This window comes from Endomicrobium proavitum (assembly GCF_001027545.1).
Taxonomy (GTDB): domain Bacteria; phylum Elusimicrobiota; class Endomicrobiia; order Endomicrobiales; family Endomicrobiaceae; genus Endomicrobium; species Endomicrobium proavitum.
In genome coordinates this window covers 978,004-991,654 of record NZ_CP009498.1, presented here as the reverse complement: position 1 = coordinate 991,654, position 13,651 = coordinate 978,004, and the positions used below count along the sequence as shown (strand labels likewise).

9 protein-coding genes are annotated in these 13,651 nt (G+C 38.7%); all 9 read left to right on the top strand.

Translation table 11 applies throughout. From position 1 onward, the window contains the following. The first annotated feature begins 48 nt into the window (after positions 1-48). Positions 49-342, top strand: coding sequence for an Asp-tRNA(Asn)/Glu-tRNA(Gln) amidotransferase subunit GatC (gatC, locus tag Epro_RS04245; RefSeq protein ID WP_052570740.1), 294 nt, complete (start codon positions 49-51; stop codon positions 340-342). An 18-nt stretch (positions 343-360) separates the two neighbouring features. Continuing rightward, positions 361-1,356, top strand: a complete 996-nt coding sequence (locus tag Epro_RS04240; RefSeq protein ID WP_052570739.1) for a magnesium transporter CorA family protein — start codon at positions 361-363, stop codon at positions 1,354-1,356. A 48-nt stretch (positions 1,357-1,404) separates the two neighbouring features. After that, entirely contained in the window at positions 1,405-2,865 is a 1,461-nt protein-coding gene (gene gatA, locus Epro_RS04235) for an Asp-tRNA(Asn)/Glu-tRNA(Gln) amidotransferase subunit GatA (RefSeq protein ID WP_052570738.1), read from the top strand. A gap of 9 nt (positions 2,866-2,874) precedes the next feature. Then, entirely contained in the window at positions 2,875-4,329 is a 1,455-nt protein-coding gene (gatB, locus tag Epro_RS04230; protein ID WP_052570737.1) for an Asp-tRNA(Asn)/Glu-tRNA(Gln) amidotransferase subunit GatB, read from the top strand. Continuing rightward, complete coding sequence (gene proB, locus Epro_RS04225; RefSeq protein WP_052570736.1) at positions 4,330-5,418, top strand: glutamate 5-kinase; 1,089 nt, start codon at positions 4,330-4,332, stop codon at positions 5,416-5,418. A 45-nt stretch (positions 5,419-5,463) separates the two neighbouring features. Beyond that, positions 5,464-12,234 (top strand): hemagglutinin repeat-containing protein, encoded by a 6,771-nt coding sequence (locus Epro_RS04220; protein WP_052570735.1) that lies wholly within the window; start codon positions 5,464-5,466, stop codon positions 12,232-12,234. A 324-nt stretch (positions 12,235-12,558) separates the two neighbouring features. Beyond that, positions 12,559-12,909, top strand: coding sequence for a hypothetical protein (locus Epro_RS04210; RefSeq protein ID WP_052570733.1), 351 nt, complete (start codon positions 12,559-12,561; stop codon positions 12,907-12,909). A gap of 43 nt (positions 12,910-12,952) precedes the next feature. Further along, entirely contained in the window at positions 12,953-13,243 is a 291-nt protein-coding gene (locus Epro_RS04205; protein ID WP_052570732.1) for a hypothetical protein, read from the top strand. Between the two features lie 45 nt (positions 13,244-13,288). Continuing rightward, complete coding sequence (locus tag Epro_RS04200; RefSeq protein WP_052570731.1) at positions 13,289-13,633, top strand: hypothetical protein; 345 nt, start codon at positions 13,289-13,291, stop codon at positions 13,631-13,633. The last annotated feature ends 18 nt before the right edge of the window (positions 13,634-13,651 follow it).

Below are 13,651 nucleotides of genomic sequence, written 5' to 3'. Positions count from 1 at the left end.
CAATTATCTTGTTTTAGTATAATTTTTTAACATTTTAAGGAGCAAATTATGTTAAAAGAAGAACTTGAAACAACGGCGTTTCTTGCAAGAATTGCCGTTAAAGAAGAAGAAAAAGAGAAGTACCTTAAAGATTTAAACTATATGATGGAGTATATAGAAATTCTTCAGGGGGAAGACGTTTCAAATCTTAAGCCCACTACGCACGTAACGGAACTCAGAAACGTTTGGAGGGACGACGTTGTGCGCCCGTGCCCGCCGGAAACCGTAGAAAAAATGTTGGAGCGCGCGCCCGAAAGAGAAGGGAATTTTTACAAAATTAAAAAAGTAATAGACGCACAATAAAGTTTAAAAGAGCCTGTTATGATAAAAGCAATCTATTCTGTAAAAAATAAATTTTACGTTGAAGAAGACGCAATCAAAATAGCGGAAATTTATAAAAAAAAGCCGCAGCTTATGTGGATTGACATACACCTTGAAAGCCACGAGTTTACCCGCGACGAAACCATGCTTCTTACGGGCGCAATGAAGTTTCACGAGATGTCTCTTGAAGACTGCCTTTTTCCCCAGTATTATCCTAAAATGGAAGAGTTTGAAAATTACGTTTTCGGCGCGCTTCACGGCATACAGTTAAAACCGAAATATTACGAAGATTTTGACGACAGCATATACGAGTTAAATCTTTTTATAGGCAAAAATTTTATAGTTACCGTCCATATTGAAGAGTTGTTTTTTCTTGAAACTCTTTTTGAAAAAACAAAAGCCCGTCCGGGCGTGGAATTAAAAAGCGCGGTAAATCTTTTATACAACATTTTCGGAAAAGTTATTTCAAGCTACGAGTCCACCCTTGAAAAAATAGACGACAAAATGGAAGATCTTGAGGACGAAATTCTTGAGAATCCGGAAACTGAAAACGTGGAAGAAATTTTAAACACGAAAAAAGTTATTTTTGCCATGAGAAAAATTGCCGAATCGCAGCAAATGGCTTACGCGTATTTTACAAGATTAAATCCCGACAACTTGGTGAAAAAAGAAAATCTTGTTTATTTTCGCGATATTTTCACGCAGTGTTTAAGAGTTAACCAGTCCATAGTTATGCGAAGCCAAGTGGTAGTCAGTTTGCTTGAAGTTTACATGTCAAGCGTTACGGTGCGCCTTACGGTAGTAATGAAATTTTTGACAATTATAGCAACGCTTTTGATGCCCGTGCTTATTGTGTCCGGATATTTCGGCATGAACGTGCGCTTTCCCGAGTATAGTTTTTTCGGCGAAGACGGCTCGTGGTATTTTGCCGTCTCAATAATAATTGCCGCAGTTGTGGCTATGATAATTTATTTTAAAAAGAAAAAATGGTTTTAACGCAAAACTTGAATGTTAGAATCTTGAATTTATTTGGAGCTATATAAAATGGACGATATTCTTAAAACTTCTGTAAAAGAGCTGCGGATAAAGCTTTGTTCCGGCGAGGTTACAAGCACGGATGTTGTTAAAGCGTGTTATAAACAAATTAAAGAAGCTGAGCCTAAAATAAAAGCTTTTTTAAAAACAGGCGAAGAGTTTGCTCTAAAACAAGCCGCAATTTCCGACGACAAAACTAAATCCGGCGCAAAATGCGGAATTCTTGAAGGCGTTCCGGTAGGCATTAAAGACAACATAATGATTCAAGGCGAAAGCATGTCTTCCGCCTCAAAATATCTTCAAAATTATATCTCTCCTTACGACGCCACCGTAATAGAAAAACTTAAAAAATCTGGCGCGGTTTTAGTAGGAAGATTAAATATGGACGAATTTGCCATGGGCGGTTCAACCGAAACTTCCGCGTATCAAAAAACCGCAAACCCTTGGGATATTACGCGCATTCCCGGCGGTTCTTCCGGCGGAAGCGCGGCTGCCGTTGCAAGCGGAATGGTTCCGTTTGCGCTTGGTTCCGACACCGGCGGATCTATTCGCCAGCCTGCGGGTTTTTGCGGAGTGGTCGGATATAAACCTTCTTACGGACTTATCAGCAGATACGGCGTTTGCGCGCTTGCGTCGTCTTTTGATCAAATCGGCGCGTTTGCAAAAAACGTTTACGACGCTGCTCTTCTAACAAGCGTTATTGCCGGTAAAGACTACAGAGACCCCGTTTGCGAGCCTACCGAAAACACGGATTATACGCGCGGTTTAAACGACTCTGATATTTTTAAAGGTAAAAAAATAGGAATTCCAAAACAGCTTGCGGAGTATAAAACCGACGAAGTTATATCAAAAGCTTTTAAAGAAGCTGTTGAAAGAGTAAAACTTGAAGGGGCGGAAATTGTGGAAATTGACGTTCCCGCTTATAAATACGTTCCGGCTTTGTATAAAGTTATTATGTGCGCGGAAGTCAGCGCAAACATTGCAACTTTTGACGGAATCCGCTACGGATACCGTTCGCCAAACGGCACAAGTTTAAATGACGAATATTCAAAATCCCGAGCGGAGTCGCTTGGTTACGAAGTTAAAAAAAGAATACTTTTCGGCACTTACGTTTTAGGCGCAAAAAATTATCACAGATGTTACCATCAGGCGCAAAAGGTAAGAACGCTTTTAATAAACCAGTTAACCGACGCGTATAAAAAGTGCGACGTAATATTTACTCCGGCAACGCTGCAGATGCCCGTGAAATTCGGCCAAGAACTTCCCGAAGAGTGCGATATATTTTTAATTGCCGCAAATCTCGGCGGACTTCCGGGAATTACGGTTCCGTGCGCTTTTACGCAAACAGGTTTGCCTATGGGCGTGCATTTTATGGGTCCGCGTCTTTGCGACGCTCAACTTTTTAAATTTGCCGCGGCTTGGGAAAAAATTTCAGGTTTTGATTTAAACAAATATCCTCAAATAAAATAAGGGAAAAATATGACAGCTTACGAAACAACTATCGGTCTTGAAGTGCACATGCAGATTAATACAAAATCTAAAGTTTTCTGCGAATGCTCCACGGAATTCGGCGCAGAGCCCAATTCACACACGTGCGTAATTTGCACGTCGCAGCCCGGCGCTATACCTATATTAAATAAAAAGGCCGTTGAAGCTGTAATTAAAACCGGTCTTGCTTTGGGTTTTACAATAAATAAACAATGCACGTTTGCAAGAAAACAGTATTTTTATCCCGACGTTCCTAAAAATTATCAAATAACGCAGGCTGAACCGCCTTTGTGTTCGCACGGTAAAATTGCAATAACCGTTGACGGAAAAGAAAAAATTTTAAACATTACAAGAATACATCTTGAAGAAGACGCCGGCAAACTTGTGCACGAAATAGGCGCGCGGAAATTAGATTATTCTCTTTTAGATTTAAACAGAGCAAGCGTAGGTCTTATGGAACTTGTTACCGAGCCGGAACTTACTTCGGCGCAGGAAGCGGAAGCGTTTTTAACGGAGCTTAAAAATATAGTGCAGTATTTAGGCGCGTCGGAATGTTCTATGGAAGAAGGAAAAATGCGCTGCGATGTAAACGTAAGTATTCGCCCCGTCGGGCAAACGGAGCTTGGCACAAGAGTTGAAATAAAAAACATGAACTCTATTTCCGGAATTGTAGCCGCAATAACATACGAAGCCCAAAGACAGAAAGAAGTTTTAATTTCCGGCGGAAAACTTACGCAGGAAACGCGTCTGTGGGAAGCCGAAGAAGGCGTAACAAAATCTATGCGTTCAAAAGAAGGCGCGTTAGATTACAGATATTTTCCGGAGCCGGATTTGGTTCCTTTTAATTTGCCGGATTCTTTTATAGAAGAAATCCGCGCGCAAATTCCGGAGCTTCCGAAAGCCAAAAAAACAAGATTTATTGCAGAGTACGCGCTGTCGGATTACGACGCGGACTACTTAACTTCAACAAGAATAATTGCGGATTATTACGAAACCGCGCTTGCCGCATCTAAAGATAAAAAAGCGGCGGCAAAACCTCTTGCAAACTGGATTTCCACCGAGCTTAACGGCAAACTTAACGCCGAGAAAAAAGATATTTGCGACTCTCCCGTAACAAGCGAGAATCTTGCAAAACTTATAGAACTTATTTTAAACGGAACAATTTCAGGCAAAATCGCAAAAACGGTTTTTGACGATATGTACGCAAACTCTTCCAAACCTGAAGACGTTGTAAAAGCTAAAGGTTTGGTGCAAATTTCCGACGAGTCTGCGCTTATAAAACTTGCGCAGGAAGCAATTGACGAAACTCCGAAAGCCGTTGCGGAATTTAAAGCGGGCAAAGAAAGAGCGGTGGGGTCGTTAGTTGGAGCGGTAATGAAAAAATCTAAAGGTCAGGCAAATCCGCAGCTTGTAAATAAAATTCTTTTAGAGCTGCTTAAAAAATAAATGAAAATAGTAATAAAAATAGGAACCAGCACCTTAACGGATAAAAACGGTCTCTTAAATGAGAAGTATATATCCGACTTGGCGCAAAATATAGCGGGTCTTCAAAAAAATAAGCATGAAGTTTTACTTGTTTCTTCCGGCGCTATAAGCGCGGGGCTTGGAAGATTAAATATTAAAAAAAGACCGGAAACCTTAAGAGAAAAGCAGGCTCTTGCGGCGGTGGGTCAGCCTATTGTAATGGACGCTTACGAGAAAGCGTTTAAAAAATACGGAAAAACCGTAGCGCAAATTTTGCTTACCAGAGATGATTTTGACAACAGAGTAAAATATATTAACGCCCGCAACACTCTTTCGGAACTTGTTTCAAAAGATATAATTCCGGTTATAAATGAAAACGACACCATTGCCGTAGAAGAGATAAATTTCGGCGATAACGATACTTTGGGCGCTTTGGTTGCGGTTGCAGTTAAAGCCGATAAACTTATAATTTTTACGGATGTTGACGGACTTTACGACGGACATCCCTCTAAGGGCGGCAAAATTATTTCGCAAGTTGAAAAAATTACAAGCGAAATAGAAAATTTTGCAACGTCAAAATCCGCAAGCGGCCGCGGAACCGGCGGAATGAAAACAAAAGTTTTAGCCGCAAAAATAGCCGCTGCATCAGGAGTGGAAACAGTTATTACAAACGGTTCAAAACTTGAGCTGTTAAAAGTTATAGTCGGCGGAAAAAACGCCGGCACTTGTTTTAAGGCTAAGGGAGCCTGTCTTGAAGCCAAAAAATCGTGGATAGCTTTCGGGAAAAAATCCAAAGGAAATATTTTTGTAGATAAAAAAGCCGAAGAAGCTCTTGTAAAAAAAGGAAAAAGTTTGCTGGCTATAGGAATTGTTAAAACTTCAGGAAATTTTAACCGCGGCAACACTGTTGAAATATTGAACGATAAAGGCTGCGCATTTGCCAGAGGTTTAACAAATTATTCAAGCGCGCAAATTCAAAAAATAAAAGGCAAAAAAACCGCAGAAATAAAAAAACTTATAGACCAAACCGAAGATGAAGTAATACACAGAGACAATTTGGCAATACTTTAAACGATAGTCGCAATTCTAACAAACCATAAAAAGGAAAAGAAACGAATGAAAAAGTTAGTAAGCCTGCTAATAACAACGGCAATAGTAGCGGGTCAAGTGAACTATGCCTTCAGCGCAAATAATATAGAAGTATCTGCAGGAGCGGGAGCAAACGTAAGGTATGAAGAAGTTGGAGCGAAAAGAACGCCGGTGGTGAATGTAGCAGCGCCGAATGAAAAAGGAATATCGCATAATAAGTATGATAAGTTTAACGTAGATGAAAACAATTTAATATTGAACAATTCAAAAAACAGTATAAAGCCGGAACTATTTAAAGGACAAGGCGGCGCCGGTGAAGACGTAGAAATAGAAGGCAATGTAAATTTAACGCAGCAAGAAGCGGAAGTAATAATAAACGAAGTAATAAGCGGAAACGCAGGAAGCACAATCTTTGGGGCGATAGAAATAGCAGGGAAAAAAGCGGATATAATAATAGCCAACCCGTGGGGGATAGCAGTAAACGGCAGTAATTTTATAAATACAGGGCAAATAAAATTGATAACGGGCTCATCGGAAGAAAATTCCGATGGGCTTTTTTTTAATTTGGGGAAAGCTGGGAGAATAGAAATAGGGGAAGAAGGGTTAGAGCATGAGGACGCAGTAAAGCTGGTAAGCAGATATACAAAAATAAGCGGAGCGTTGAAAGCAAAAGAAATAGAAATAAAAGCGGGATATGGGAAATATGATAATGAAAGCGAAGAAATAACAAGAGAAGAAGCCGGGGATAGAGCAGAAAACAAATACGCAGTAGAAGCAAGCGGATTTGGAAGTATGTATGGGAATAAAATAAAGATAGTGGCAACGGAAGAAGGGTTTGGGGTAAAGACGTCTGAAAAGAGCAACTTAATAAGCGATGCAGGCGATATAGAAATAAAAGCGGACGGGAAAGTAGAAATAAAAGGAAAAGTAAACAGCGAAGAAAAAATAAAGATAGAAGCCAAAGAGATAAAAAACGAAGGCGGAGAAATATACGCCAAAGAGCAAGTAGAAATAAGTGCGGACAAAGCAGAAAACGTATTATCGGCAGGATATATAGGAAGCGAGGGGGAAGTAAAAATAGGGGTAAAAGAATTAAATAATGTAAGCGGAGTAATAGAAGGGAGCGAAGTTAATATAAAAGCGGACAAAATAAACAACGGGATATACGGGGTAGAAGGGCTAATAAATAAGATAAACGACGAAGGATGGAAAAGCGGGGAAATAAAAGGCGGGAATATAAATATAGAAGGACTAACGCAAGAAAAAGCAAAAGAAGTAAATAATATAGGCAGCGAAATAAAAGCAGAAAACAAGTTAACGATAAAAGCGGAAGAAATAAAGAATGAGGCGATAAAAACGGCGGGGTTGGATAAGATAGAAGGGATAGGGACGATGTATGTAAACAAAACATTAGAGCAGTGGAAGAGACATGTGATACAGTATGAGTATTGGCAAGAATACGCAGGAAAAAGCGCGGGGAAAGATAAAGGAAGTTATATAGGAGCAAACGAGGTAGAAATAGAAGCGGGGAATATAGTAAACGAAAGCGCAACGATAGAGGGAAAAAACAAATTAAGTATAACGGGAAATAATTTAATAAACGGAGCAAGGAAGTTTGAGTATTTATTAAAATCAAGATGGAGCTCGTATAATCAGTGGGCGGCAAACGGATTTTTCGGCGATGAGTATATGAAGGATGGAACAGTAACAGGCGATATATGGAGCAAGTATATATACACAAGCGACGTGCTGGGGAAAATAGTAGGCGGGGAAATAGAAATAAATCTGCAAGGTGATTTGGAACAAGAGCTGTTTAGCGGAGCAATAGTCAGAACCGCGGGCGAAGACGGCAAGCTAATAATGAGCGGTATAGAAGCGGAAAATAATTTAACAATAACGGCGAATAATATAAATAACAGCGCAAGATTAAGCGCGGGCGGGAAAACAGCAATAGAAGCAATAAATAACATAACAAACAACGACGGGGAAATAAGCGGGTTAAAAGAAGTAGAAATAAAAGCGGGAAATAATTTTGAAGGAGCGGCAACAAAGCAGGAAACGGGAGGCAGATACAACGGAAGAAAATTGGCGTTTTTTGGGATACCGAGCTATATAATAGAATACGGAAAAACACACATAAACGAAGGCGGGCAAATATACAGCGGAGGGAATTTAAGCATATATAGCGGCGGAAAAATAAACGCAAAATATCTAAGCATATACGGAGCAGGGGAAGTGAGGCTGGAAAGCGAAGGTGATATAAAATTAGAAGGAATAGAAAAGAGGGACAAATATTACATAAAGTACCATTACGAGTTCGGCGAAGATGTAACAAGACCGCTGTTAGGGGTGTTAAGAAGCGGAGGGGACATGTACATCCAAGGCGAGAAAGCGAACATGGAACTGAAAGGATACATGATAGGGGTAGGAGGAAATCTGTATTGGCATTTGCCTAACGGAAGTTTGGATATATTAAGCATGATGGGAAGAAGCGAGTATGAAGTAATAGAGAAACAAAACAAAGGGTGGGGAAGAAGGGAAGAACACAGGGAGCACGAGTACAAAGAATGGAACGTAGGAAGCGTAGTAAGCGTAGCGGGGAATGTGGAAATATTGACGGGAAATAACATAAATATACTGTCAAGCACATTAGAAAGCCTGAACGGAATAATGGAATTAACAGCAGGAATGGACGTAAATATTCTTGCGGGAGCAAACTACGAAAGCGCAGAAAGAATAAAAATAGAAAACGGCACGTTCGGACTGAGCTATGAGAAAGAAGAAACAAGAAATGAAAAAACAACAGCGGCAGCAAGCCAAATAAGCGGAGCAAAAGGAATAAAGATAAAAGCAGGAAACGAAGTAAACATAATAGGAAGCGACATAGAAGGAGGAGGCGATAGTAGGATAGAAGCCAAAACCAACATAAACATATTAAGCTTTGAAGAAAGCGAGAAAAGTTATTATCACCATGAAAAAGAAAGTTTCAATGCGTTAGGAGCATTAGCAGGAACGATGTTTGGCGGACTTGTAGGGGGAATAGTAGCAGGGAATGCATTTAAGAATAAAGATAGCGAAGAAAAAAATGTAGAAACAACAAAAGAGCGCGGCAGCAGTATAAATATAGCAGGAGCGTTGTTAATAAAATCGGAAACAAAAGATATAACAATAACAGGCAGCGAAATAGCGGCAAAGGAAATAGATGTAGTAGCGCAGCAAGGGGCAATAAATATACTAACGGCGTTAGAAACGCAAAGCGCGTATAATAAAAAAGAAAGCGGAAATAAGTTGACGGGAACAGAAACGGATATAAAAGCAAAAGAAACGGGAAGCAACAAATCAACAAGCATATTGTCTGGTAAAAATATAAGGTTAATATCGGCAAAAGCAATAACGAGCATATCCGGAAAATACGAAGCTGGGGAAGATGTAGATTTAATAAGCGGATACGTAATAAACAGCCAAGGGGAATTGGAACGAGCAAAAGATGAAAAGGGGAATAATGTAGAAGGAAAAATAAATTTATTGGCAGCGCAGGATTATGAAAACAGCTACAGCTATCATAAAAAGAGCGGCGGACTGTTGGATATGATCAACCCTGCAAACATAAAAATAGATATAAGCGGGCGTGGAATAGAAGCATCAACAAGCTACGAAGAAAGCGTGGATGAAAGCACAAGCAAAATAGGAGTAGCGCAAGTAAACGAAATAAGCGCAGCGGGGAAAGTAAACATAGAATCAACAAAAGACGTAATAAGCGCAGGAAGCCAAATAGAAGCCAACGGGGATATAAATGTAACGGCGGACGGGAAAATAATATTAGCGTCGGCGCAAAACAGTCAAAGCAGCGAAAGCCGCCACGACGAAACAACGGTAACGGTAGGGGTGAAAATAGGCAACGCATACGTGGACGCCGGCTATGCGGCCGCGGCGGTAGTGGAAGCGGAGCAAGCGGTAGAAAAAGCGGCAAGCGAGCTAAAGCGAATACAAGAGCTGCAAGAGCAAGGCAAAGCCAGCCAAGAAGCGGTGGACGACGCAACGGCAAACGTAGCAATGGCAAGTTTGAATTTAGCAAACGCAACGGTAGGGTTAGCGGCAAGCATAGCAGGAGCAGCATCGGCGGCAAGCAGCAGTTTTGGAACGGGAATGTATGCTTCCGCGTTTGCAAATTACGACACAATGAGCCAACAAAGCAAAAGCGAAAGTATATTAAGTGTGCAAGGAAACATAGCAAGCAACGGAAATATAAATTTCAAATCCGCAAACGACATGATACAAGAAGGAACAAACGCCTATGCAACAAACGGAACGCTAAGTTACAACGTGGGCAATAATTTAATAATACAAGCAAGCAAAGACACGTATGCGCAAGAAGACAAAAGCGCGCACGCAAGCGCAGGGGTAAGCGTAGGAAATAATTCCGTGCAAGTGAGCGCCGGCGGAGGGGAAAGCTCATCAAAAATAAAAGCAACAACATACAACAACAGCGAAAGCGTAGCAAATAATATAGAAATAAACGTAGGCAACAACGCAACATTAAGCGGAGCCAACGTAACGGCAAAAAATAATTTAGATGTAACAGTAGGAAATAATTTAACAGTAGAAAGTCTGCAAGACACATATTACAGCAAAGGAAACAGCTGGGACGCCAACGTAAGCGTAGGAATAGGAACCAAAAGCATGGGAAGCCTGTTAGGCGGCGAGAAAAGCAACGCCGGCAACAACAGCGTAGGGGCAGGCTTCAACACAGGCAACGACTACACCGACAGCGCATGGGTAACCGAACAGACAAGTCTAACAGGCGGCAGTAATGTAACAATAAACGTAGGCAACAAAACAACAGTAACGGGAGCAGTAATAAATTCGGAAAGCAACAACCTAACGCTAACAACCAAAGAGTTAGAACACAATGACATAGAAGACAGAAACATAACAGAAAGCAAAGGCTTTGGCTTATCAACAAGCATAGGCACATCGCAAAGCGACAAAGGAAAAACAAACGTAGCCCCCAACGGAAGCACAACGCTAACGCTAAAGAACACCGGCGAAGAAAAAGAGCAAACAACCAAAGCCACAATAGGAAACGGAACAATAATAATAAACGGCGAAGTCATTGCGAGCGAAAGCGAAGCAATCCATGGCTTAAACCGCGACATAACCAACACCCAAGAAACAACCAAAGATATAATAACCGGCGCATTAGACGCAAGCGCAACAATAGACAACCGAGCGCTGTTAGGTTTCATAAAAACAGAAGTAAAAGACAAAGACGGAAAAGTAATAGGCTATACAACCGGCTACCAAAGCATAGCCAACGATTTTAAATATCTACCCGGAAACGCCGTAAAAGCAACAGCGGGAGCATTAAGCACAGCAGCAAGCCCGCTAACGGCAATATACGCAAGTATAACGGCATCAAAAAACAGTTCTGAAAACGGCGAAAATTCGGCGTATGATAAAACGGATATAATAAGCGTATGGAAAGCCAACCAAAGCGCAAACGCAACGGGAATATTAAGAGGCGGAAGTGAAGAAGCAGGAACAATAGTAGAAAAAATCAAAGCAGGAAAAGCAACGCCGGAAGAAATACAAGCATTAGCCAAAATGACAGCGGACGGAAAAAGCAATTTAATGTATAGCGAAAAAGGGGAGTTGATAGACAGCGCAGGAAAAGTAGTATTAGGATTTAACGATATAAAAGAGCACCAAGGCTACGTCAATTTAGGAAACGGAGCGGCAACAAACGCGCTGACGTTTGCATTAACGGACGCAGAAGAGCGAGCGCACAATTACACCGGAAACGAAAGCATAGCCAAAGGAGCGGCAAAAAGCGAGCTGACATACTACAACGCAGTATCATGGCTAACCGGCGGAAAAACAATAACAGAAAACAACAGCAACACAGGCGGATATGGAACGCTAACGCAACTTAGTTGGAATAACACATATAACACAAGCAATAATACGTTGCTGAAAGAAAATACGCAAAAAGCAAACCAAGTAAAACTTGAAGACAAAAGCTATAGCACACAAACGAAGTGGGTAGGAATAGGTCGCTATAAAGTATTAGGAGCTAAAAAAGACGGCGATGTTAATGTATATAATGAATATAATAAAATTATAGGGCAAACGCCTTTTGATGATGAGTTCGTAAAGCATGATAGCACCAACAGAGACCTTGGAGCTGCAATAGGCGCAACTATTTTCCTTGATAATATTTTGGCGATAGGCGACTACAATATTTCCCTTGGCAATGATAAAACAGCGCTGCTTGACGGCAAAGTGGAACAAGCATTAGGAGAGAGTTTGTGGGTTATAGCAGGGAAATCAAGGAGTGGAAGAGAATATGATGTTAAAAAGTCTTTGGGCGATTATAATGGCTATTTGTACAATGGGAAAATAGTTTCAGGAAGAGGCTTGGGTAATATATTGTTTGGAAGAAATATAGAAAATATCAACCTTCCAAATATAGGCTCACAGTTATTAGCTGGTGGTTATCACCAAGGCTCAAATCATTCTGATATTAATATAAAAGAATACTTATCTTTAAATAACATACTAGATAGCATGGGAGAAACAGATGAAGCAGCTAAACATATAAAGCTTGGTATTCTTGAGCAACAACAGAAAAATAATCTTGAAGCAGAGAAAAAACTTCAAGAACAAACAAAACAAAAGCTACAGCAGCAAGTAGCGTTGAATGCACAAAATCAAAAAATGATAAATGGAATATTAGAAAAAAATAATTCTTTAAGACTTGAACTATACAATATAAATAATATGCTATTTATAAAGTAATAAGAGAGAATATTATATGACTAAAAAAACAGTAAAAAAAGTTGTGGAATATGTATCAATAGCTTTAAATATCATTTGTATGTTAGGAACGATATTTTTATTATTATTATTTAAATCATATTATCCATTTTTTGTAATCTTTGTAACTATAGTGAATTATTTTGTGTTTATGGGAATCAAAAATAAGATAATAGCAAATATTATATTGATACTTTTTCATTTGTCATTGATGTTATTGATTTATACAGCAACTTTTGTTCGTTACTTTTATCCGGAATAGCCAGTAATATCGTATAAATTACTAATATTTCTATGGAGGCAATAATGAGTCGTAAATGTGCAAATTACACAGTATTAAAAGAAAATATTCTTGTGGTTATTCTTTGGGCAATAATATATTATGTTGTTCTTTTTAAAATTGATATACATGCGGAAAAATTACTTTGCTTTGTATTAACTATATTAATGGTCGGAGCAATATTTAAATATTTGCATATTGTAGAAAAGAAAAAACGAAGAGAAAAGCTGGTGGTATTTTTGTGTAATTTTATGGTATTTGTAATTCTTGCTATTTTATCAGGGTTTATTAAAATTATTTATTTCATGATATATATGATATTTTTTTGGATTGCCGGAATATCATTTGAGTTGTTCCAATTAATAACATTAAAATGAAATTTTTTTCAATTATTTACGAAGTAATAGGAGGAAATTTTATATGACTAAAAGAATAGTAAAAAAAGCTGTAGAAAGCATATTAATATTTTTCAATATCATCTTTGTAGTAATAGGAGTATATATATATCTATCTATATATTGTGGATCATCAAATGATCGTTATTGGTATCCAGTTTCTGTGATTTTTATAGCGGCAATTAATTTTTTTGTATTTACAAGAATAAGGAATAAAATAATAGCAAGTAGTATATTACTATTTGTTAATTTAATACTAATGTTATGTATGATTTTTGCGGCAATTTCTTTTATTAACCCTTCTCGTCCAATGTAAGCAACAAAATATTATATAAATCGCTACTCTTATTCAGAGGTAATAATGAATCATAAACTTGTAATCTATGAAATATTAAAAGAAAATATTATTGCGATCGTTATTTGGATAATAATATATTTTATGGTGCTCAATAAAATTACAATAAGAGGCTCAAATATTTGTTTTATATTGACCATGTTGGTAATCTGTGCAATATTCAAGTATTTGAGCATAATAGAAAAAAAAGAACAAAAAGAAAAACTAATAATATACTCATGTAATTTTACAGCATTTATAATTATTGCTGCAATATCAGGATTTCTCAAGGTTATTTTTTTCTTACTATACATGGTAGCTTTCTATATTGTTGGAATACTTTACTGGATATTTAAACTGATAACAACATAATATTAGTTAAAAATCAAA

What these genes read in the sequence shown, in the direction of transcription:
- proB (WP_052570736.1), top strand. Translation starts at nt 4,330, where the DNA reads ATGAAAATAGTAATAAAAATAGGAACCAGCACCTTAACGGATAAAAAC.
- Epro_RS04205 (WP_052570732.1), top strand. Translation starts at nt 12,953, where the DNA reads ATGACTAAAAGAATAGTAAAAAAAGCTGTAGAAAGCATATTAATATTT.
- Epro_RS04200 (WP_052570731.1), top strand. Translation starts at nt 13,289, where the DNA reads ATGAATCATAAACTTGTAATCTATGAAATATTAAAAGAAAATATTATT.
- gatB (WP_052570737.1), top strand. Translation starts at nt 2,875, where the DNA reads ATGACAGCTTACGAAACAACTATCGGTCTTGAAGTGCACATGCAGATT.
- Epro_RS04220 (WP_052570735.1), top strand. Translation starts at nt 5,464, where the DNA reads ATGAAAAAGTTAGTAAGCCTGCTAATAACAACGGCAATAGTAGCGGGT.
- gatA (WP_052570738.1), top strand. Translation starts at nt 1,405, where the DNA reads ATGGACGATATTCTTAAAACTTCTGTAAAAGAGCTGCGGATAAAGCTT.
- gatC (WP_052570740.1), top strand. Translation starts at nt 49, where the DNA reads ATGTTAAAAGAAGAACTTGAAACAACGGCGTTTCTTGCAAGAATTGCC.
- Epro_RS04210 (WP_052570733.1), top strand. Translation starts at nt 12,559, where the DNA reads ATGAGTCGTAAATGTGCAAATTACACAGTATTAAAAGAAAATATTCTT.
- Epro_RS04240 (WP_052570739.1), top strand. Translation starts at nt 361, where the DNA reads ATGATAAAAGCAATCTATTCTGTAAAAAATAAATTTTACGTTGAAGAA.